Below are 19566 nucleotides of genomic sequence, written 5' to 3' on the forward strand. Positions count from 1 at the left end.
CGGTGTGGACGCGGGGGAGGTCATCCGGTGGCGGCCGGGGGAGACCGTCCTCGACACGTTCCGCATCGAGGAGGTCGTCGAGACCGGCGGTACGGGGTTCGTCTACCGCGCCCATCACCTCGCCTGGGGCGTCGACCTGGCGGTGAAGACGCCGCGCCCCGACCTGGCAGCGGCGCCCGGGATCCTCGACCTGCTCGCGCAGGAGGCGCAGGCATGGACCGAACTGGACCCGCACCCGAACGTGGTGGGCTGCAACTACGTGCAGCGCGTCGGGGCGTACCCGGTGGTCTTCGCCGAATGGGTCGCGGGCGGCGACCTGACCGCGGCGGTGCGGGACGGGCGGTGCCGCGATCTCCCGCGGGCCCTGGACGTCGCGATCCAGATGCTGCGCGGCATCGGCCACGCGCACGCGGCAGGTCTGGTGCATCAGGACATCAAGCCTTCCAACGTCATGTACGACGGTGAGACCGCACGGGTGACCGACTTCGGAACGGCCAAGGCGAAAGCGTCCGTGTCGCACAGCGCAGCGGGTGGCGTCGAGACCTCGTACGCGACGCTCGGCGGATTCACACCGCAGTACTGCTCCCCGGAGCAGGTCGATCCGGACGGAAGGATCGGCCGAGCCAGCGACATGTGGTCCTGGGCGCTGACGGTGATCGAGCTGCTGCACGGGCGCCGGCTCTGGAAGTGGGGACACGACGGTGCGGATGCGCTGGCGTCGCTACGCGGCGATCTCCCGCAGCCGCTGCGCGACCTCCTGTCCGGCTGCCTGGTGCCCGACCCCCGGTCGAGGATCGGCGACACCGCCGAGGCGGAGGCCGTCCTCCTGAGCGTCTATGCGGACTGCACATCGGGTCCCTACCCGCACTCCGACCGGGTGCCGCCGTCTCTCAAGGCCGACGGCTTGTCGAACAAGGCGCTGTCCCTGTGGGACCTCGGCGACCAACGCCGGGCGATCGAGATGTTCGAGCGGGCCAAGGCGATCGACCCGCACAACGTCCGCGCGGTCTACAACCACGGGCTCCTCAGATGGGCCGAGGGGCTGGTCACCGACGAGACCCTCCTGTCGGAACTGCGCGCCACGGGCGACTCCTGGGAGGCGGACTACCTGGCCGCGATGGTGCACATGGAACGCGGCGACGGCGTCCTCGCGGCCCGGCACCTGGCTGAGGCGGACCGCAAGCATCCGGGTTCGCCGGAGATCGCGGCCGCGCGGGAGCGCTGTGCCCGGCTGGAGCCGAGGGGCACGCTCGAGGTGTTCGGGCAGCTGTCCGGCCAGGTCGTCGCGATGGCCTGCGATCACGACGCGACACACGTGGTGGTGGCCGAGAGGTCAGGGCGGGTGCGGGTCTGGGACGCCTTCGCGGGCCGGGTGGTCGCGGAACTCGCCGCCTCCGGCCCGGCTCCCGTCGACGTCGCGATCGACCACGCCGGAGCGCGGGTCCTCGTCTGCTACCAGGATTCCCGCGTCGAGCGGTGGCGGCTCGCCGACGGCACGGCCCACCTCGAAGGCCGGCTGGACGGAGGAACAGCCGTGGCGCTCAGCCCCGAGGGTGGCTTCGCGGCTGTGGGTACGGCCGACGGCCGCGTCCTCGTCTTCCGCACCGGCGCGTGGGAGCCGGTCGCCGGCATCCGGCCCCACGACGGCACTGTCACCCGGGTGATCCTCGGCCCGGACGCCGAGGTGTGCGTCTCCGCCTCACTGGGCCGTCCCGGCTCCGCTGTCGACCACCGGGTGGAGCAGTGGTGGCCCCTGCGGGACACGAGGATGCGGGGCCTGCACATACCCGCCGACGAGATGGACGGCGACGGCCAGAAGGTCGCCCTGGCACCGGACGGGTCGACCGTCCTGAGGATCGGCTACCGGTCCCTGACGGTGGTGGACATGCGGGTCTGGGACGAACCGCGACGGTGGGAGGTCCCCTGGCTGACCGGATACCGCATGCTCGGCGTCTCCGGCCGGGCCGGCTGGGCGCTGCTCGACCCCGGGACCGGAGACCTTCAGGTCCTCGAACTCGCCATCCGCCGATGCGTCCGCACCTTCCCGAAGGACTGGGCGCGGGGTTCACGTCGCGACGCGACGGCGTTCAGCGGGGACTGCGGCTACGCGGTCATCGCCGAGTCGCACGGCTACAGCGGCCAGACCTCGCTCTCCCGACTTCCCATGCCGCTCAGCGGACACCTCGCTCCCTGGTCGTACGCGCCGCCCCGCCCGGTCGGTGCCCTCGCGCGCGACGAGCGGGCGTTCGACCAGGTCATGGAACGCATCGAGGCGATGATCGCGGCCGGAGAGGATCGGCGCGCGGCAGACGCGATCCGCGAGGCGCGAGCCGTTCCGGGCCACGAACGTCACCCGCGGCTACGCCGGGCCTCCGGGGCCCTGGGGCGGAACCTGCGGCGCACCGGACTGATCGGCATGTGGCTGGAGCAGGAGCTGTCCGATGTCATGCTCGCCCGTGGCGCCTTCGACGTCGGCGCCTCCGGCCGGTTGTTCGCCTTCCCCGCCAACGTCGACGAGGTCGAGATATTCGACCTGGAAACGCTGGAGAAGGCAGGCGGGGTCACCGAGCGGCGGAACCCCGCCACCAGCCTGTCCTTCGCCAGGGGCGGCCGGGACGTGATCATCGGCTACGCGGACGGATCGGTGGCCTGCCACGACACCAGGACGTTCCAGCCCCGGTTCAAGGTGGCCGGCGCCCTGCCGCGCGACGATGGGAACACCACCCTCGACATCTCGGGCGACCTGCTGGCGGTCGGCTTCGGCCATGGATTGGCGACGGTGTGGTCGCTGGAGGCGGCTGCCTGCGTCGCGACGGTCCGCACCGGACCCGGCACGATCGTCGGCGTCACGGCCGACGAGGCGTCCCGCTCGATCGCCGTGCAGCTGCTAACCCATGACGCGGCCGCGGCCGCCGTGGAGGTCCGGTCGATGGACACCGGAAAGCCCGTGAAGACCTTTGCGGACGTCGACCCGCACACGGAGATCCGCTTCGCCTCCGGAATGCTGCTGCTGGCCGAGATGACCCGCCTGACCGCGTGGCGACCGGGTGACAGGCGCCCGTCGTACCGGCTCGACCGGGTCAAGCACAGCTCGTCGGCGGCGTTGGCCTTCACGGACTCGCGTCGGCTCGCCGTCATCGCCGGGCTGACCGGCTTCGTCGTGTGGGACACCGCGAGCGGAGAGCTGGTGTTCGACGGGAGGGCCCTCGACGGCCCGGCCGGACGCCTCTCCGGGGTCGAGGAGGTGGTGGTGTCGCCCGACGGGAGGTTCGCGGTGGCCGGAGACCCGGGAGAGCAGACCGTCGACGTCTGGGATCTGCGCGCCGGACGCCGCATCCGCTCCCTGCACGGTCACCACGTCCGGGTCAACGCGATACGCGCCGACGACGCGTTCGGCACCGTCGTCACCGGCGACCACCAGGGCAATGTCCGCATCTGGGGCCTCGATTGGGACTACGGAGAGTGATCCGATGACCGAACGCCGCCAGCACGAGGAACTGCGAGCCGCGTTCCTGGCCAACCGGGAGCGCGTCAGAACCTGGCTCGATGCCTGGGAGATCCCCGAAGTGGTGTGGACCGACGAGTTCAACGAGATCCCTGCGCCCTGGATCGTGCGGGAGCAGGACAGGGAGAGCTGGCTCAAGCGCCACGCACCCTTCCTGGACGCGTACCACTGGTTGTTCGTCGGACGGCCGCTGACCCCGGGGGTCCGCGAGGTGCGGGCACTGTGGCACTTCGGGCCGGCACACCGGTTCGCGGAACTCGATCTGACGATCACCAGCGTCTGTGACCCCGAGTACCTGGCCGAGAAGCTGACCCTGGCGGTTCACCACGCCGGCTTGAAGGGCTGGCGTGACGAAGACGCGCAGCCGCTCTATCAATGGCTCGTCGAGGGTGTGCACACGACGCCCCTCGGCAACGGCGTGCGGGGCAGCAACCGTTCGGGGTTCGTCCTGTTGCGTTTCACCCGCTTTCCGACCTCCGACGGCGACGTGATCGTGCGTCTGACCGCAGCGGAGACCGATCGCGCCCTGGACGGCTCACCTCTCGACGACAACGGAGTGTCGGTTCCTGGCGGCTAGACCAGCGGCACTGTGCGGCACGGCCGCGATCGCCACTGAGCTGGACTGCCCGCGTCCGCGACCCGAGAATCAGGTGACCAGGCCGGTGCGGTACGCGTACACCACCGCCTGCACCCGATCCCGCAGGTCCAGCTTCGTGAGGATCCGCGACACGTACGTCTTCACCGTCTCCTGGCTGATCACCAGCCGCGCCGCGATCTCGCTGTTCGACAGCCCGTCCGCGATCAACCGCAGCACCTCCAGCTCACGCGGCGTCAGCCCCACGGCCGCAGACGCGCCCTCGGCGGGACGGATCCGCGCCGCGTACCGGCCGACGAGCTGCCGCGTCACCTCCGGCGCCAGCAGCGCGGCGCCGGAGGCGACGGTGCGGATGCCGTGCAGCAGCTGCGCCGGTGGGGCGTCCTTGAGCAGGAACCCGCTCGCGCCGGCGCGCAGCGCCTCGTAGACGTACTCGTCGAGGTTGAACGTCGTCACCACCAGCACCTTGACTGGGTGGGCGACGCCCGCGCCGGCCAGCAGGCGGGTCGCCTCGATGCCGTCGAGCACGGGCATGCGTACGTCCATCACCACCACGTCGGGCCGCAGGCGGCCGGCGAGGTCGACAGCGGCGCGGCCGTCGCCGCACTCACCCACCGCCTCCATGTCCGGCTGCGCGCCGATGATGGTGGCGAATCCGGTACGGATCAGGGCCTGGTCGTCGCAGACGAGCACCCGGATCGGCGCGGTCACGACGCGCTCCTGGTGGGGATGCGCGCCCGGACGACGAAGCCGCCGCCGGCCCGGCGCCCGGCGTCGAACTCGCCGCCGAGCACCGTGACGCGCTCGCGCAGCCCGGCGAGGCCGCGTCCGCTTCCGCCCGGACCCGCGGCGCCCGTGCCGTGGCCCTCCGTGCTGATCTCCACCGTGATCTCCCTGTCGCCATGGTGTACGTGGACGGCGGTGGGACGGCCGTGGGCGTACTTGAGCGCGTTCGTCAGCGCCTCCTGCACCACCCGGTACGCGGCCACCTCCGCGCCGCCGGTCACCTCCGCCGGGCTGCCCTCCTGCGTGAACTCCACCGGCTGCCCGGCCTGGCGGGTCTGCTCCACCAGGGCGTGCAGCTCGCCGACGGGCGGGGTGCGTGCCTCCGTACCGTGGTCGGGGTTGAGCACGTCGAGCAGCACCCGCAGGTCGCCGATGGCGCGGCGGCCGGTGTCGGTGACGGCGGTCAGGGCGGCGTCGAGGCGGTCGGGCGCGGCGGTCAGGTAGCGGGCCGCCTCGGCCTGCACCACCATCGCCGTCACGTGGTGGGTCACCACGTCGTGCAGTTCACCGGCGATGCGGGCGCGTTCGGCGGCGCGGGCGGTCTCGGCGACGTGCCGGCGGCGCTCGGCCTCGGCGGCGCGGTTCTGCCGCAGCCACGACCCGGTGCCCCAGGCGAGCGCCAGCAGCAGGTAGAACGTGGTGAAGCCGACCACCCCTTCGGTCGACCCCTGCCGGTCGAGGGCGACGGCCAGTCCGACGTACGCGAGGGAGCCGGTGAGCACCGTCGTACGGCGGCCTCGGTCCAGGTGGGCGCCCGCGCTCACCAGCGCGACGGCGAGCGCGGCGCCCGCGAAGGTGTGGTACGCGCGTACCTGGTCGAGCGCGAAGCCGAGTGACACCAGGGCGAGGGACAGCGCCGGGCGGCTGCGGCGCAGCGCCAGCGGAAGGCACTCCAGCGCGATCACCACCACTGTGAGCGCGTCGAACGGCCGGGCGGGCAGATCGCCGAGCTGCGTACCGATGCCGCGCAGCGGTGGGGTCACTGATGCGAGCGCGATCACCAGCGCGAGCGGGAGATCCCGGACCGTGACGGGCCAGCGCCGCCACGAGTCCGGGAGCATCCGTCGGGTGATCATCAGGAGACCGTAACGCTCTCCGCCGGGGCCTCGGCCGCGCGGCGGCGCCGCGTCACGATGTGGCCGCGGCGGTGGGCCAGCCAGAGGAAGACCACTGTCAGCACCGCCCCGGCCGCGACCGTGTAGAGGCTGCCCTCCGGCCCGAAGTCGCCGCCGCTGAGCAGCGTCGAACCCGACGTGCTGGCGTCCAGCAGCCCCGCCGACTCGCCGTTGCCGGAGACGACGACGCTGAAGACGCCGCCGGCGGCGAAGTTCCAGCCGAAGTGCAGGCCGATCGGCACCCACAGGTTGCGGGTCGCGGCGTAGCAGGCCGCCAGCATGAACCCCGCCTCGATCGCGATGGCGGTCGCGCCCCACAGGCTGGCGTCCGGGTTCAGCAGGTGCATCAGGCCGAACAGTACGCCGGTCAGCAGCAGCGAGAGCCACGTACCGAGCCGCTCCTCGACCAGGCGGAACAGCAGGCCGCGGAACATCAGCTCCTCGGTCACCGCCGCGGCGGCCATGAACCCGAAGATGCCGACCGCGCCGGACACCGAGCCGAGGCCGTGGACGTGGTAGCCGCCCATGAGGGCGATGTTGACGATGACCGCCGCGAACATGGCGAAACCGATCAGCACCCCGCGGTTGAGCCTTGCGGCCGCGCCGTCCCGGGCCAGCTCGGTGACCTCGCGGCGTTCGGTGCGGCGCACCACCCACCCGTACGCCATGATGGCGGCCGCGGCGGTCGCGACGCCGAGGATCAGGCTGAGCCAGGCGTTGTCCTGTGCCGCGACGACCGCCTGGCTGCCGACGAGACTGACCGCGACGACGGCCAGGAACTGCTTCACCACACGCATGACGATTCCTTCGAGAGGTCCGCGGCCGGAGCGCCGCGGTCACCTGGAACGCTATGGATTCGCGGGCCGGGAATCGTCACCGTGCGGTGGACACTTGCGGGTAGCTCGCACGGGGGACAAGCACTTCGGGGGCGTGCCCTGAGCAGAACGGCTGGCCTCGAGGCGGCCGCGGCGGGCAGGCTGCCGGCATGGCGACGGGCTTCGGCGGTGAGGTGGCGACCTACTACGCGCGGCATCGGCGCGGCTATCCGCCCGAGGTGCTCGACGCCCTGGCGGCAGCCTTCCGTCTCGGCGCCGATGACACGGTGGTTGACCTCGGTTGCGGCACGGGCCAGCTGAGCATCCCGCTCGCCGATCGGGTGGGCGCGGTCATCGGCATGGATCCGGAGCCGGACATGCTGGCGATCGCCCGGCGAACGGCAGTGGACCGGGGGACGGCCAACGCCACGTGGGTGCTCGGCGGCGACGGTGACGTCCCGGCGTTGTCCCGGCTGCTCGGCGAGGGCACGGTCGGTGCACTGACCGTCGCCGTCGCCATTCACTTCATGGACCGCGACACCCTGTTGCAGGCGGCCCGGCCGATGGTGCGCCCCGGAGGTGGCATCGTCGTCGTCACCAACGGCGAACCGCTGTGGATGCAGGACACCGAATGGTCGCGCGCGCTACGCGTGTGCCTGGAACGGATGCTCGGCCACCCGGTGACCGGGACATGCCAGACCGACGAGGCCGGGCGCCGGCGCAACCGGGAGGCGCTCGTGCGTGCGGGCTATCGGTACGGGGAGACGTCGGTGCGGTACGACGCCCCGCTCACCGTCGACGACATGGTGGGCGGCGTCTTCTCCGCGATGTCCGCCGAACATCTGCCGTCCTCGCGGAAGCGCGCGGCGTTCGCCACCGACGTGCGCGACGCCCTCGGTGGGTTGGACAGGGTGACCGAGCGGGTCGACGTCCGGCTGCAGTACGGGATCGCCCGCCCTCGCGCGAGTTCAGGCGGCAGTTACGTCACCAGGCGGTAGTTGGGGATGCCTCTGGTGCGTTCCTCGATCGGTGCGGCAGTGGACAGGGCCGTCACTCCGGCGGGAACCGGGGCCCGGGAGACGTGGATGCCCTCCAGGCAGGTGTCGCACCAGAACGAGACGTAGCCGTACCCGGCACCGGGTGGCCCGGTGAACACCATGCGAAGAGTCCGGTGACGGCAGTTCGGGCACCGGTGGTCGGACCTGGCTGGCAGCGTGCGGTAGACGACTTCGTACGCGTCCAGCCACCCGTCGAATGTAGCCACCCTGTACTCCTCGGGCCTGACCGGCGGTCTCCGACCATCGGTCTCGTGGGCACCGGATCACCCCTGGGAAGTCCTAGGTGGGATCTCGCTGAGCTTGTCCGCGGTGAGTGCGACGCTGCTGACCGTGCGACCGTTCTCGTCGGCGAACTCCACCTCGTAGGCGCGGTCGTGTCGGCGGTACATATGGACGATGGTGCCGACCGCGCCGGCTGGGAGGTTCTCCTCGGGCAGGGCCTCATTGATCTCGACCACGTCGTGCAGACGCAAGGCCACCGCTACTCCACCGGCAGCCGGTAGGTCGCGGCGACGAGTTCTCGAAGGTGTGCGAGCACGTCGGGTTTCTGGTCCGTCTCCGGCAAGTCCTGTTCGCCCTCCGCCACCAGAGCGGTACGCCAATGGGTTACGACTTCGCGCTGGGCCTCCGGGGACAGGTCCTCCAGCCAGAACGAGCCGAGGTTGTTGTCGATGATCTCCTGAAGATGCTCGGCGGCGCGTCTGTCCGACAGCCGGGACACGAGAAAATCCAGTGTCCAGTCGAACAGGCCCCCGGTCGCTGTCCAGTCGATCCCGGGCCGGAGGACGATGAGACCGGCCATTACTTCCCCACGATGAAGACGCGCGGGCCTAACCCGCGATCGGCTATGAACTGTTCGACCATGGCTGTCTGCTGCGCCGAGAACCTGGAAACGTCGACCGGGACGAGATCGGCCTTCTCCAGGTGCCTTTCGATCTGGTACTGAAGTTGTGGCCACTGCCGGTCGAAATACTGGCCGGCGAAGTTGCCCACCGCATCATAGGTGCGTCCCGGGGCGTCCACCCAGTCCGCCGAGGAGTCCGGCGGCGCCCGCCGCAGCCGTACCCCGAGCTGCTGCTCGATCCGGACGGCTGTCTCGGCCTCGGCCGGCCGGAATCTGCCGGTCGCAGGATCCATGCCCAGATCGCGAACCCGCTGCTCCTCATCTATTTTCGGGATCTGGGGAGGGTCCGTGTCGCCGCCGGGTCTCGACGGGCCTGGCTCTGGTGAACGGTGCGTCAGTCGGCGTAGCGCCTCCCTCAGCTTCTCGATCAGGTCGCCGAGCCGCCGCATCTCCGGCATCAGCCGCCGCAGACTCGCCAGCAACCCCCGCAACAACCGCCCGATCCGCGCCGCCCACGACGCCACGGTCGTCGTCACCTGCTCGACCACCAGCGGCGTCGCCAGCCCGGCCGTGGCGACCAGTTCGGCCGCGTACACGATCAGCCGGGACACGCAGGCGGCGATGGCGTCGCGGACCAGCAGCCGCACGGCCGCGACCAGGCCGGCGGCGCCCTCGGTGATCGCGGCCATCGCCTCGGCGCCCTGCGCCAGACCGGTGACGGCCTGCTGCTGCTCGGCCGCCCAGCGGCGGTAGCCGGTGGCGGCGGCGCCGGTCCACCCGGCGACCTCGGTGTGGACGGCGTGGGTCAGTTCGGCGGCGTCCTCGCGCAGCGACGCAGCGACGTTGCGCCAGGTCTGGGCGTGCGCGGTGATCTCGGCGGGGTCGCCGGCGAGCCAGTCGAGCGCCTCGCTGAGCGGCTTGACGTGCTCGATGAGCCAGGCGATGCCGTACTGGAGGAGGACCCCGGCGGGGTCGGACACGAGGGCGAGGGCGTCGAGGCCGGCGCTGACGACGCCGAGGCCGCCGTCGATCCAGCTGCCGGTGCGTACGCCCTGGGCGATGAGTTCGATGTCCTCGCAGATCCACACGCCCGCCCAAGCACTCGGCGCGGTGTCCGGGGCGGCGGCGACCAACGGGTTCGTGGTCACCGACGGTGCCGTACCCGGTCGAGCAGGTCCGCGGCGTGCGCGTCGGAGGCGCGGTACCGCTCGGCGCTGGACCGCAGCCTCCCGGCGGTGTCCCGGACCGAGGTGGCGGCGGTGCCGATGCCGTCGGTGAGCGTCCGCTGGAGGCCGTCGAGCAGGACCGGCATGATCGCGCAGAGCTGCCCGTACGCGTCGGCGCTCATCCGGACGTGTTGCCCGGCCTGCCGTGCGGTGTCGATGCTGTCGGCGCAGCGGCCCAGGTGGGCGGCGTGCGCGGTCAGGTCGTCCGGGTCGACCCGGAGGCCGTCACCGGGCGGCATCCGGCGCGCCCGGGTCGGTGCCGAGCCGCCGCTGGTGGGACTCGACGATCGCCCGCGCGGCCGGGTCGTCCGCGCCGAGCGTCTCGGTGGTGACCTCGGTGAGCCGTCGCAGCAGGTCGGCGCGGGCGTCCCGGGTGACCGCCAGGATCTGCCGGGCGGTGTGTGCGGCGGAGTGCTGCCGGACGCGTTCGTCGAGTCGCAGGCCGGTGAGCAGCCCGGACGCGTCGACGGTGACCTCGACCAGCCCGTCGGCGCTGCGGGCGGTGCCGGTCAGTGCCTGTGTGCGGGCGGACAGGTCGCGGGCGCGCGCCGCCCGGGCGACCAGCGACGACTCCCACTCGTCGAGCCGTCGTGCCGCCGCGTCCAGCGCGGCCTCGTCCGCCCACATGACGACCCTCCCTAGAGGACGGCGGTGCCCGACACGGTAGCAACCGGTCGCGATGCGTGTGGGCCCCGTGACGGCGCGGTGGTGGCCTGGCTCCCCTGTGGAGGGACATCCGGGCGTGCCGGGCGTTGCTAGGGTCTGGTTGACCGTGACGGGGAGGAAACGGGATGACACAGGACGCCACGGCCGACGACTACGCGGCGCGCGTCTCCGGCTACCGCGAGGAGCTGGCGGCCCTGCGCGCCGGCGGGCGTCCCGCCGGCGGCGTGACCGCCGAGGCGCACGGCCGGGCCGCCGACGGCCAGGTCGAGGTGACGGCGGAGGACGGGCGGCTGCGCTCCGTCGAGCTGGCCGCCCCGTTGATGCGGCTGTCCGAGGACGAGCTGGGCCGCCTGGTCGAGCAGGCGGTGAACGACGCGCTGACCGCGTCCCGCGGCAGTCTGGCGAGCAGCGAACCGGTGGCCGACCTGTCCGCGCTGACCGGAAGCCTCGGGGCCGTCCTCGCCGAGAGCGAGGCCGCGATGCGCCGGCTCCACGGCGCGATCGCCGATGCCGTCGCCGCAGCCGGTCCGGCGACCGGGCTCGGCGGGGACGTCCCGGCGAACGGCCCGGCGGACCTCCTGCACCAGGTCATGGACGTGCTGGGCACCGCGACCGGCGGGACGCCGGCCGACGACGACGGCGGGGACGAGCGGTGGAGCGGATCCGATGACGCCGGGACCGTGCGCGCGGAGGTCGACGGCTCGGCCCGGCTGACCCGCCTGGAGGTCACCCGACCGCCCCGCCGGCTGTCCTCGGCGGAGCTCGGCGAGTCGGTGGTGGTCGCGGTCAACCGCGCGCTGGAGCAGATCCCCCCGGCGGCGGCGCCGCAGGGGATCGGCTCGGCCGCGCTCGACGCGCGGCTGCGCGAGTTGCAGGAGGCCAGCGTCCGCCAGATGTCCGCGCTCACCGGCGCGCTGACCGGCGTGATGCAGACCATCCGGGAACCGGGACGATGACCGACCGAGAGGAGCGCTGATGGCTCGCGAGATCGAGATCGATCCCGAATCGATCATCGGGGCGGGTGACGACATCGTCGCCTCCGCGCAACGTCTGCGCGCCGCGCTGTCCGCGTTCGACGCCGAGCTGGCGGCCTTCGGCACCCCGTGGGGCAACGACGACCTCGGCTCGCTCATCGGGATGGTGTACGAGACGATCCGCGACCTGGCGCTGGAGAGCTACGACGCAAACCTCGTCGAGATCGAGGACATCGGCAAGCTGAGCCGGGTGATGGGCCTCAACTACCAGGAGACCGAACGCATGATCACTGAGAGCCTCGGCCGCTTCCGTGAGGTGCTCGGCTGACATGGGAATGACCCTGCCCGGAGAACTGGTGTCCCTGCTCGGCATGCTCGGCTACACCTGGCCCGAGGCCGACGAGACGAAGCTGCTGGAGATGGGCCAGGCGTGGCTGGCCTTCCCGGACCGGCTCCGTGCTCCGGTGGCCGACGCCGACCGGTCGGCGCAGCAGATGTGGACCCAGAACCGCGACGACGCCATCGAACGCTTCCAGACGAGCTGGCAGGCCGCCGACTCGGCGAAGACCAAGCTGGACGACGGGGCCTCCGCGGCGGCGCTCATCGGAACCGGGCTCATGGTGTGCGCCGGAATCGTCCTGGCGTTGAAGATCAACGTGATCGTGCAGCTGACGCTCCTGGCCATCCAGATCGCGCAGGCGGTCGCCACGGCGGTGGTCACCTTCGGTGCCTCACTGCTGGAGATCCCGATCTTCAAGCTCATCACCGGTGTCCTCATCGACCAGTTGCTGAACATGGCCACCGAAGCGGTGCTCGGTGGGTAAGCGGGGAAAGGCCGGTCTCTTCACGCCGGTCGAGAAGTGGCTCCGGGCCCGGATGCGGCACCGCCGCTACGCGCACATCTTCCGCGGTCACGTGAACACCAACGCCAATCCGCCCCGGGGTACCGGCTTCCACCACCGGTTCATGGGGGAGAACCCGCCGGGTGCCCGGGTCCGCGTCGACGCCGACGGCCGCGAGATGATCCTTGAACGGCACGCCGACGGCACGTACCGCGCCCGCGTCGACGTGCAGGACGACGGCGGCGTCTGGCGCCAGAAGCGCGGTTCGAGCACCTTCTTCCCGGACAACTGGACGCCGCAGCGGGTCGACGAGACGATCGAGGGCGCGTTCCGGTCCGGCGGCCCGCACCCGGACGACCCGAACAAATGGCAGGGGAGGGCGAACGGGCTGCTCGTCGAGGGCTTCTACAATCCCGGTGGCACGACGTGGTACTCGGCTTGGCCGGTGGGGGGACGCTAGCTGTGGGTGACATCCAGTTCGGGCGCAATCAGAACGGCGCGCCCACCATGACCAGCGGTGACGCGCGTTTCCGCCCGTTCGCCTCCCAGCTCGTCAGCGACATCCAGACGTACGCCCCGGACTGCCTCGAGCTGTTGCAGTGCATCGACGACGTGATGTCCGGGCGCTCGGACTACGAGGAGTACGAGGGCAACTCCGCTGTCGTGCGCTGCACGCCGACCGGCGTCAGCGTGGACAGCCTCGGCCCGGTGCCGTCGGGAGCGTCGTACACGGTCGACGAGGCCCGCACGGTGATCCTCGCCTACTTCGACTTCCTCGCCCCCTCGCCCGAGGAGAAGAAGCGCCACCTCGCCACCTGGGAGCGGGAGCACGGCGGCCCGTTCCCCGGGCGGCACCTGCTGCGTCTGCCCGGCTGACGCCGCTCAGCGGGCCAGCCGGGCGATCGCCGCCACCGACCGGTCCACGTCCGCCTCCGTCGTGGTCGCGTTCGACACCGAGATCCGCATCAGCCGCCGACCCCGCCACGTCGTCCCGCCGGCCCAGCACGTCCCGTCGGCCTGTACCGCGGCCACCACCCGGTCGGTGCGTGCGTCGTCGCCGAACCCGACCAGCACCTGATTGAGCACGACGTCGTTCACCACCTCGAACCCGGCCGCGGTCAGCCCGTCGGCGAACCGCCGGGCCAGCGCGCAACACCGCTCCACCAGCGCGGCGACGCCGTCGCGGCCCAGCTCCCGCAGCCCGGCCCAGACCGCGAAACCACGGGCACGGCGCGAGGACTCCGCCGTCAGGTCCGCGCCCGCGGGCACCCCACCGGAACCCACGAGGTACGCGGCCGCGTACGACATGGCCGCCGCGTGCACGTCGGGCCGGGCGCAGAACGCGAACGCGGTGTCGTACGGCAGGTTCAGCCACTTGTGGCCGTCGCAGGCCCACGAGTCGGCCGCCTCCAGCCCGTCCACCAGGTGCCGGGTGGCCGGACTGGCACCCGCCCACAGCCCGAACGCGCCGTCCACGTGCGCCCAGCCGCCGTACCGGTGGACCAGGTCGCAGGCGCGGCGCAGGTCGTCGCACGCGCCGGTGTTCACGTTGCCCGCCTGAAGGCACACGATGATCGGTCCGGGGCCGGCGTCGCGCAGCGCCGCCGCCAGGGCGTGCGGGTCGATGGCGCCCTGCGGGCCGGTCGGCACCGGGCGCAGCGCGTCGGTGCCGAGGCCGAGCAGCCGCAGCGACCTGTCGATGGTGGCGTGCCGTTCGGCGCCGGCGAACACCCGGACCGCCGGTGCGCCGTGCAGCCCTCGTCGTTCCACGTCCCAGCCGGCGTCGGCGAGCACCTGGTGGCGGGCGGCGGCGAGCCCGGCGGTGTTCGCGGCCTGCCCGCCGGTGACGAACCCGGCCGACGCGGTCGCCGGGATGCCCAGCAGCTCCTTCAGCCAGGTACCGGCGGCCGACTCGGCGGCCACCGCGGCGGGCGAGGTGACAGCGTTGAACGCGTTCTGGTCCCACCCGGCGGCCAGCATGTCCGCGGCGGTGGCGGCCGGCGAGGCGCCGCCGATGACGAAGCCGAAGTAGCGCGGCCCGGCGGTGGCCACGAGTCCGGGTTCGGCGGCGGTCACCAGCTCCGCGAGCACCTGTTCGGGCGGGGTGGGCGCGTCCGGCAGCGGGCCGGCGAACGCCCTGTGCAGCGCGGTCTGGTCCACGGGTACGCCGACCGGCCGGTCCGGCAGCGACAGCCGGTAGTCGGCCGCGTGGTCGGCGGCGCGCCGGAACAGGTGCCTCAGCTCGTCCATCGCCGCACCCTAGCCCTGGTCGCCGCTCTCTCCGAGGGCGGTGTCGAGCCGGTCCAGGTGCAGGGCGACCGGCCCGACGGTGAGCAGGCCGCTGCCCGCCCCGGCCAGCTCGCCCGCCGCCGGGGCGAGCGAGAACCGGGCCCGCAGCATCGCGTCCCGGTCGTCGAGCGCGACGGCGGCCCGCGCGGTGAGGCACCACAGGGCCTCCATGAGCAGGTCACGCGGTGGCGCCGGGGTGCGACGCAATGCCTTGGCGGCTTCCTCGCGCCGGCCGTCGGCGAGCAGGAGCAGCGGGCGGACCCAGGGCGCGTACGGGCCCCAGTCCGTGTCCGCCGGGAAGACGGTGGGCAGGTCGTGCCACACCCGCAGGCAGAGCAGCGCCAGCGGCGCCAGCCCGCCTTCCACGCCAGGCATGCCGCAGCCGGCCAGCCCGGTCGCCCACGACAGGTACGCCGCCTCCGCGTCCGGGTACGCGGCGCCGGTGGCGGTGGTCCGCATGGCCCGGTAGCCGCCGGTGAACACGCCGACGAGCGGGCTCTCGTGCCGGGCGGCGAGCCGGTCCGCCGCCTCGGCGTGCGCGTCGGCGGTGGTGAAGTCGGCGAGCGCGCTCCGCGCCTGCACCCGGATCAGGTGCCCGAGGATCTCCACTGTGGCCAGGCCGTGCCGCGCCGCGAGCGCTACCAGTTCCACCCCGATCGCGTCCCGCTCGGTGGCCAGCCCGGCCCGGCGGAACGTCTGCATGTACACGCCGTTGAGGGCCTGGGCCAGCAGCGCCGGATCGGCCACCCGCCGGGCGATCGCCTCCGCCTCCCGCGCCGCCTCGGCGGGGCGCGGCGACGCCGTACCGCGCGACTCGATCGCGACGGTGGCCAGCAGCCGCGCCCGGGTCGCCTCCGGCGCGTCCGGACCCAGCCCTGCGAGGGCCCGCTCGGCGGCCGCGACGACCCGGGCCGCCTGCGCCGGGTCGTCCGAGCGGGTCCAGATCGCGGGTACGTCGTACCCGCCGATGACCCGCGCGGTGAACTCCGGGTCGCCCAGTTGCTCGGCCGCGGTGATGGCCGCCTCGCGCTGGTCCCGGGCGGCCTCCAGTCCGCCCGGCCCGGTCACCGCGAGGCTGCGCAGCAGCCCGACAGTGGACTCCAGCCGGGCCCGCGCGCCGGGCACCACACTGCGCTCGTACGCCGCGGCGGTCTCCGCCCAGACCCGCGCCGGGCCTGTCGGTTCGGGTTCGGCCTGGCGCAGCAGGTCGGTCTCCAGCCGCCGCAGCCGCGGCCCGGGGTCGAGTCCGAGCTGGTCGCGCAGCAGTTCCCGGGCGCGGCGCAGCACGGCGAGCGCGTCGGCCTGCCGCCCGGCCCGGTAGAGCGCCGACGCCAGCAGCGCCCACCCGTCCTCCCGCCACGGGTGCGCGGCGACGTGGGCGTCGAGATCGGGTACGGCGTCGGCGGCCCGGTCCAGCGCCAGCAGCGCCTCGGCCCGCCGCTCGACAGCTGTCAGCCGGATCTGGTCGAGCCGGGCGCGTTCGGCGTGCGCCCACGGCTGGTCGAAGCCGGCGTACGCGGGTCCCCGCCACCAGCCCAGCGCCTCGTCGAGCCGGTCCAGCGCGGCCCGGGGCAGCGAGTCGGCCGCTGCGGTGACGGTGTCCTCGAACCGCCAGGCGTCGACGGTGTCCGGGTCGGCGCGCAGCGCGTACCCCGGTCCGTCGGTGACCAGCAGCCGGGCCGGCTCGCGGGGCGGACGGTGCGGTTCGAGGCGGCGGCGCAGCGCCGCGACGAACGTGCGGACCGCGCCCACCGCACCGGCCGGCGGGTCGTCCCACAGGTCGTCGACGATCTGCCCGACCGGCACGGTCCGGCCCCGGGCGGCGACCAGCCGCGCCAGCACGGCCCGGTGGCGGGGCCCCTTGAGGTCGACCGGCGCACCCGCGTCGTCCCAGGCCGTGACCGGACCCAGCACACCGAAACCGACAGGCACCGACCCCTCCTCGACCAGGGGTCACCGTATCGCGCTCATCGGTTGCTCATCCGGCGCCGCCACGCTGGTCAGGTACGACGAGACGAAAGAGGGATCGAGATGAGCACCACCATCGCGGGATTCGACTATCAGCGCGTTCCGGTCGCCGAGGGTGTGACGCTGAACGTGGCGGTGGGCGGCTCCGGCAGCCCGGTCGTGCTGCTGCACGGCTTCCCGCAGACGCACCTGATGTGGCGGCACGTCGCCGCCGACCTGGCGGGCGAGCACACGGTGATCTGCCCGGACCTGCGCGGCTACGGCGCCAGCGACAAGCCGGCCGCCGCCACCGAGGACACGTACAGCAAGCGGACCATGGCCGCCGACGTGGTGGCGGTGGCCCGCGCGCTCGGCCACGAGCGGTTCGCGCTCGCCGGGCACGACCGGGGCGCCCTGGTCGCGGTCCGGGCCGGTCTGGACCACCCGGACACCGTCACCCACCTGGCGTCGCTGGACGTGCTGCCCACCCTCGACATGTGGGACGTGCTGCACGGCGTGTCCGCGTCGGTGGCGTTCCACCTCTACCTGATGGCCCAGCCCCCCGGCCTGCCCGAGAAGATGATCGCGGGCAGCGCCGACGCGTTCTTCGGGCACTTCCTCGACGCCTGGGCCGGTGACCCGGCGGCCATGCCGGCCGAGGTGCGTGCCGAGTACCTGCGAGCCTCCCGGGAGGCGGTCGACTCGATCGTCGCGGACTACCGGGCGTCGGCCGGGATCGACGTGGCGCACGACCGGGCGGACCGGGACGCCGGGCGACGGCTGGCCATGCCGGTCACCGTCATCCAGCAGGACTGGGGCGCCGCGCTCGGCTACGACGCGGCGGCGGTGTGGCGGGCGTGGGCCCCGGACCTGGAGCACCGCACCACCACGGCCGGGCACTTCATGGCCGAGGAGGCGCCGGGCGAGATCGCCGAGGCGCTGCGTGCGCTGCTGAAGCGGTAGGCACGGCGGTCCGGGCGCGCGTGGCGCCCGGACCGTCCGCCCCCGTCCGCTCAGCCGGCCCGTCTCCGGACGTGCCACAGGCCGAACGCCGCCAGCAGACCGGCCGCGCCGAGGTGGAGCGCCAGCTCGATCCACTGGAACGCCCAGAACCGGCGGTTCGGCTGGTACGTCAGGTCCACGTGCAGGTCGAGCGCGCCGAGGCAGGCCGCGGTGTCGCCGAACGTGCCGGTGGCACCGGTGCGCGGCGGGTCGCGGAAACAGGTGCCGAACGCCTCGTCGGAGAGCTGCCGCCCGTCGGCGGTCCGCAGCGGGCTGATGCCGGTGACCCACGCGCCCGGCACGTCGAGCCCGCCGACGACCGGTGAGCCGGTGATGCTGCCCAGGTTGCGGGCCCGGTTGACGGTGTCGGCGGTCATCGGCACGGTGACGCGCTCCGGTGGCAGGTAGTGCGGGCGCAGCAGGTTCGGCACCGCGAGCTGCACCACGACCACGGCCAGGAACACCACTGCCATGGCCGGCAGGGTGCGGCGCAGCAGCAGCCCGGCGACCACGCCGAGGACGAGGCCGAACACGGCGTACCCGACCGGCGCGATCCCGCGCGCGCCGAACAGCACGGTGCTGAACCGGTCGCCGGCGATCCGGTCGACGGGCGAGGCTGCCCAGGTCAGCAGCGCGCCGAGCACACCGGCGACGAGCGCGGCGGCGGCTGACAGCACGGCGAGCTTGACGGCCAGCCAGCGGCGGCGCGGCACGCTCTGGTTCCACACCAGCCGGTGCGTGCCCTGCTCCAGTTCCCGGGCCACGAGCGGCGCGCCCCAGAACGCCCCGATCAGCGCGGGCACCAGTGCGAACCCGCCGGCGAGGAACAGCATCGTCTGCGCGTACCGGTCGGGCAGCCGGGCCGGATCGGGCACGGCGCGGATGTCCGCGCCGAGGCGCAGCAGGTAGGCACCGGCCAGCACCAGCGCGACGGCGCCGACGAGCGCCGGGAGGCGGAACTGCCGCAGCGTCATCCGGATCATCGGGTCACCGCCGGGTGGGCGGCGGCCCGGGACAGGTACGCGAGGACCAGTTCCTCCAGTGTGACCGGCGCGCCGTCGCGTACCGCCGGGCCCCGGACCACGACGCGGCCGGGCTCGGCCCAGACCACCTCGGCCCCGGCGGGCGCGGCGGCGGTCTTGCGATGCGTGGCGAGCAGGTCCGGGACCGGGCCGGCCACCTGCACCCGGGCGGCGCAGAGCACGACCAGGTGGTCGCAGACCTGCGCCACGTCGCCGAGCAGGTGCGAGGAGAGCACCGCCCCGGCGCCGAGTTCCCGCACGAAGCCGGCCAGTCCGTGCATGAACTCGCGGCGCGCCAGCGGGTCCAGCGCGGCGGCCGGCTCGTCGAGGATCAGCAGCTCGGGACGCTTCGCGGCGGCCAGCGCGAGGGCCAGTTGCGCGCGCTGGCCGCCGGAGAGCCGGCCCGCCTTCTGCGCCGGGTCCAGGCCGACCTCGTCGACGCGCCGCCGGGCCAGCGCCGCGTCCCAGGACGGGTTCAGCCAGGCGCCCATCCGCAGGTGCTCGGCGACGGTGAGGGACGCGTACACCGGCGTGTCCTGGGCGACGAAACCGACCCGGGCCAGGTGCGCGGCGTCGGCGGCCGGCGGCGAGCCGAGCACCGTCAGCGAACCCGAGGTGGGCGCGATCAGCCCGCAGGCCAGTTGCAGCAGCGTGGACTTTCCGGCGCCGTTGGGGCCGACCAGGCCGACCACGTGCCCGCGCGGAACGCTCAGGTCGCAGTCGGCAAGCGCGGTGCGGCGGCCGTACCGTTTGGTCAGCCGCTCGGCGTGCAGGGCGAGTGGTGGATGCATGCGACTCATCCTGGGCACGCCCGGAGTGGCGGACATCGGTCCGGAGCAGGGTCCGGCACTCGGCCGGCCCCTCCTTTCGGCCGGTTCGC

Annotated in this window: 22 protein-coding genes; 9 read left to right on the top strand and 13 right to left on the bottom strand. The window is 73.3% G+C overall.

What is annotated here, in order from left to right; genetic code table 11:
* Nucleotides 1–4: 4 nt before the first annotated feature.
* Both CLT75_RS07145 and CLT75_RS07150 read left to right on the top strand, forming a co-directional pair.
* Complete coding sequence (locus CLT75_RS07145) at nt 5–3466, top strand: protein kinase domain-containing protein (RefSeq protein WP_135240056.1); 3462 nt, start codon at nt 5–7, stop codon at nt 3464–3466.
* A 4-nt stretch (nt 3467–3470) separates the two neighbouring features.
* Nucleotides 3471–4082, top strand: coding sequence for a hypothetical protein (locus CLT75_RS07150; protein ID WP_135240057.1), 612 nt, complete (start codon nt 3471–3473; stop codon nt 4080–4082).
* A 69-nt stretch (nt 4083–4151) separates the two neighbouring features.
* On the opposite strand, the gene CLT75_RS07155 is transcribed toward CLT75_RS07150, so the two are convergent.
* From CLT75_RS07155 to CLT75_RS07165, 3 genes are read right to left on the bottom strand one after another with little or no spacing between them, the layout of a single operon-like run.
* A complete protein-coding gene (locus CLT75_RS07155) occupies nt 4152–4811 on the bottom strand; it encodes a response regulator transcription factor (RefSeq protein WP_135240058.1) in 660 nt (219 codons plus the stop codon).
* Nucleotides 4808–5962: a histidine kinase gene (locus CLT75_RS07160; RefSeq protein ID WP_135240059.1), complete on the bottom strand. Its 1155-nt coding sequence runs from the start codon at nt 5960–5962 to the stop codon at nt 4808–4810. Before CLT75_RS07160 ends, CLT75_RS07155 begins: the two co-directional genes overlap by 4 nt.
* Nucleotides 5962–6798 (bottom strand): CPBP family intramembrane glutamic endopeptidase, encoded by an 837-nt coding sequence (locus CLT75_RS07165; RefSeq protein ID WP_135240060.1) that lies wholly within the window; start codon nt 6796–6798, stop codon nt 5962–5964. Before CLT75_RS07165 ends, CLT75_RS07160 begins: the two co-directional genes overlap by 1 nt.
* Before the next feature lie 188 nt (nt 6799–6986).
* Here CLT75_RS07165 and CLT75_RS07170 point away from each other — a divergent pair, with 188 nt between their 5' ends.
* Entirely contained in the window at nt 6987–7814 is an 828-nt protein-coding gene (locus CLT75_RS07170; protein WP_135240061.1) for a class I SAM-dependent methyltransferase, read from the top strand.
* On the opposite strand, the gene CLT75_RS07175 is transcribed toward CLT75_RS07170, so the two are convergent.
* The 6 genes from CLT75_RS07175 to CLT75_RS07200 are packed head-to-tail and all read right to left on the bottom strand — an operon-like array spanning nt 7796 to nt 10571.
* On the bottom strand, nt 7796–8080 hold the full coding sequence (locus CLT75_RS07175; protein ID WP_135240062.1) for a hypothetical protein: 285 nt from the start codon (nt 8078–8080) through the stop codon (nt 7796–7798). The genes CLT75_RS07170 and CLT75_RS07175 overlap by 19 nt on opposite strands.
* Before the next feature lie 57 nt (nt 8081–8137).
* Nucleotides 8138–8353, bottom strand: coding sequence for a DUF4926 domain-containing protein (locus tag CLT75_RS07180; protein WP_135240063.1), 216 nt, complete (start codon nt 8351–8353; stop codon nt 8138–8140).
* A gap of 2 nt (nt 8354–8355) precedes the next feature.
* Nucleotides 8356–8676, bottom strand: coding sequence for a hypothetical protein (locus CLT75_RS07185; protein WP_135240064.1), 321 nt, complete (start codon nt 8674–8676; stop codon nt 8356–8358).
* A complete protein-coding gene (locus CLT75_RS07190) occupies nt 8676–9866 on the bottom strand; it encodes a WXG100 family type VII secretion target (RefSeq protein ID WP_135240065.1) in 1191 nt (396 codons plus the stop codon). Before CLT75_RS07190 ends, CLT75_RS07185 begins: the two co-directional genes overlap by 1 nt.
* On the bottom strand, nt 9863–10183 hold the full coding sequence (locus CLT75_RS07195; protein ID WP_135240066.1) for a type VII secretion target: 321 nt from the start codon (nt 10181–10183) through the stop codon (nt 9863–9865). Before CLT75_RS07195 ends, CLT75_RS07190 begins: the two co-directional genes overlap by 4 nt.
* On the bottom strand, nt 10170–10571 hold the full coding sequence (locus tag CLT75_RS07200) for a YbaB/EbfC family nucleoid-associated protein (RefSeq protein ID WP_135240067.1): 402 nt from the start codon (nt 10569–10571) through the stop codon (nt 10170–10172). The genes CLT75_RS07195 and CLT75_RS07200 overlap by 14 nt, the downstream gene beginning before the upstream one ends.
* A 164-nt stretch (nt 10572–10735) precedes the next feature.
* On the opposite strand from CLT75_RS07200, the gene CLT75_RS07205 reads away from it, so the two are divergent.
* Genes CLT75_RS07205 through CLT75_RS07225 form a run of 5 tightly spaced genes read left to right on the top strand, consistent with a single transcriptional unit; the run spans nt 10736 to nt 13302 of the window.
* Complete coding sequence (locus CLT75_RS07205) at nt 10736–11566, top strand: hypothetical protein (RefSeq protein WP_135240068.1); 831 nt, start codon at nt 10736–10738, stop codon at nt 11564–11566.
* Nucleotides 11567–11585: 19 nt separating this feature from the next.
* The gene (locus CLT75_RS07210) at nt 11586–11912 is read left to right on the top strand and encodes a hypothetical protein (protein ID WP_120569993.1); all 327 of its coding nucleotides are present in this window, start codon (nt 11586–11588) and stop codon (nt 11910–11912) included.
* Between the two features lies 1 nt (nt 11913).
* A complete protein-coding gene (locus CLT75_RS07215) occupies nt 11914–12408 on the top strand; it encodes a WXG100-like domain-containing protein (RefSeq protein WP_135240069.1) in 495 nt (164 codons plus the stop codon).
* Entirely contained in the window at nt 12401–12886 is a 486-nt protein-coding gene (locus tag CLT75_RS07220) for an EndoU domain-containing protein (protein ID WP_030502361.1), read from the top strand. Before CLT75_RS07215 ends, CLT75_RS07220 begins: the two co-directional genes overlap by 8 nt.
* Before the next feature lie 2 nt (nt 12887–12888).
* Nucleotides 12889–13302 (top strand): hypothetical protein, encoded by a 414-nt coding sequence (locus tag CLT75_RS07225; protein ID WP_128136620.1) that lies wholly within the window; start codon nt 12889–12891, stop codon nt 13300–13302.
* 6 nt (nt 13303–13308) lie between these two features.
* On the opposite strand, the gene CLT75_RS07230 is transcribed toward CLT75_RS07225, so the two are convergent.
* Both CLT75_RS07230 and CLT75_RS07235 read right to left on the bottom strand, forming a co-directional pair.
* Complete coding sequence (locus CLT75_RS07230) at nt 13309–14676, bottom strand: pyridoxal-dependent decarboxylase (RefSeq protein ID WP_135240070.1); 1368 nt, start codon at nt 14674–14676, stop codon at nt 13309–13311.
* Between the two features lie 9 nt (nt 14677–14685).
* Nucleotides 14686–16647 (bottom strand): BTAD domain-containing putative transcriptional regulator, encoded by a 1962-nt coding sequence (locus CLT75_RS07235; protein WP_135240071.1) that lies wholly within the window; start codon nt 16645–16647, stop codon nt 14686–14688.
* Between the two features lie 99 nt (nt 16648–16746).
* Between CLT75_RS07235 and CLT75_RS07240 the strand changes: the two genes are divergently transcribed.
* Complete coding sequence (locus tag CLT75_RS07240; protein ID WP_135240072.1) at nt 16747–17625, top strand: alpha/beta fold hydrolase; 879 nt, start codon at nt 16747–16749, stop codon at nt 17623–17625.
* A gap of 50 nt (nt 17626–17675) precedes the next feature.
* Here CLT75_RS07240 and CLT75_RS07245 read toward each other — a convergent pair whose 3' ends face one another.
* Nucleotides 17676–18647 (bottom strand): ABC transporter permease subunit, encoded by a 972-nt coding sequence (locus CLT75_RS07245; RefSeq protein WP_135240073.1) that lies wholly within the window; start codon nt 18645–18647, stop codon nt 17676–17678.
* Nucleotides 18644–19477 carry an ABC transporter ATP-binding protein gene (locus CLT75_RS07250; RefSeq protein WP_135240074.1) on the bottom strand — a complete coding sequence of 278 codons (834 nt, stop codon included), beginning with the start codon at nt 19475–19477 and terminating at the stop codon, nt 18644–18646. Before CLT75_RS07250 ends, CLT75_RS07245 begins: the two co-directional genes overlap by 4 nt.
* Between the last annotated feature and the right edge of the window lie 89 nt (nt 19478–19566).

This window comes from Micromonospora sp. CNZ285 (genome assembly GCF_004637285.1).

Coding starts and splice junctions, on each gene's coding strand:
- CLT75_RS07150 (WP_135240057.1), top strand. CDS start 3,471: ATGACCGAACGCCGCCAGCACGAGGAACTGCGAGCCGCGTTCCTGGCC.
- CLT75_RS07160 (WP_135240059.1), bottom strand. CDS start 5,962: ATGATCACCCGACGGATGCTCCCGGACTCGTGGCGGCGCTGGCCCGTC.
- CLT75_RS07165 (WP_135240060.1), bottom strand. CDS start 6,798: ATGCGTGTGGTGAAGCAGTTCCTGGCCGTCGTCGCGGTCAGTCTCGTC.
- CLT75_RS07170 (WP_135240061.1), top strand. CDS start 6,987: ATGGCGACGGGCTTCGGCGGTGAGGTGGCGACCTACTACGCGCGGCAT.
- CLT75_RS07185 (WP_135240064.1), bottom strand. CDS start 8,676: ATGGCCGGTCTCATCGTCCTCCGGCCCGGGATCGACTGGACAGCGACC.
- CLT75_RS07195 (WP_135240066.1), bottom strand. CDS start 10,183: ATGCCGCCCGGTGACGGCCTCCGGGTCGACCCGGACGACCTGACCGCG.
- CLT75_RS07200 (WP_135240067.1), bottom strand. CDS start 10,571: ATGTGGGCGGACGAGGCCGCGCTGGACGCGGCGGCACGACGGCTCGAC.
- CLT75_RS07205 (WP_135240068.1), top strand. CDS start 10,736: ATGACACAGGACGCCACGGCCGACGACTACGCGGCGCGCGTCTCCGGC.
- CLT75_RS07210 (WP_120569993.1), top strand. CDS start 11,586: ATGGCTCGCGAGATCGAGATCGATCCCGAATCGATCATCGGGGCGGGT.
- CLT75_RS07215 (WP_135240069.1), top strand. CDS start 11,914: ATGGGAATGACCCTGCCCGGAGAACTGGTGTCCCTGCTCGGCATGCTC.
- CLT75_RS07230 (WP_135240070.1), bottom strand. CDS start 14,676: ATGGACGAGCTGAGGCACCTGTTCCGGCGCGCCGCCGACCACGCGGCC.
- CLT75_RS07240 (WP_135240072.1), top strand. CDS start 16,747: ATGAGCACCACCATCGCGGGATTCGACTATCAGCGCGTTCCGGTCGCC.
- CLT75_RS07245 (WP_135240073.1), bottom strand. CDS start 18,647: ATGATCCGGATGACGCTGCGGCAGTTCCGCCTCCCGGCGCTCGTCGGC.
- CLT75_RS07250 (WP_135240074.1), bottom strand. CDS start 19,477: ATGCATCCACCACTCGCCCTGCACGCCGAGCGGCTGACCAAACGGTAC.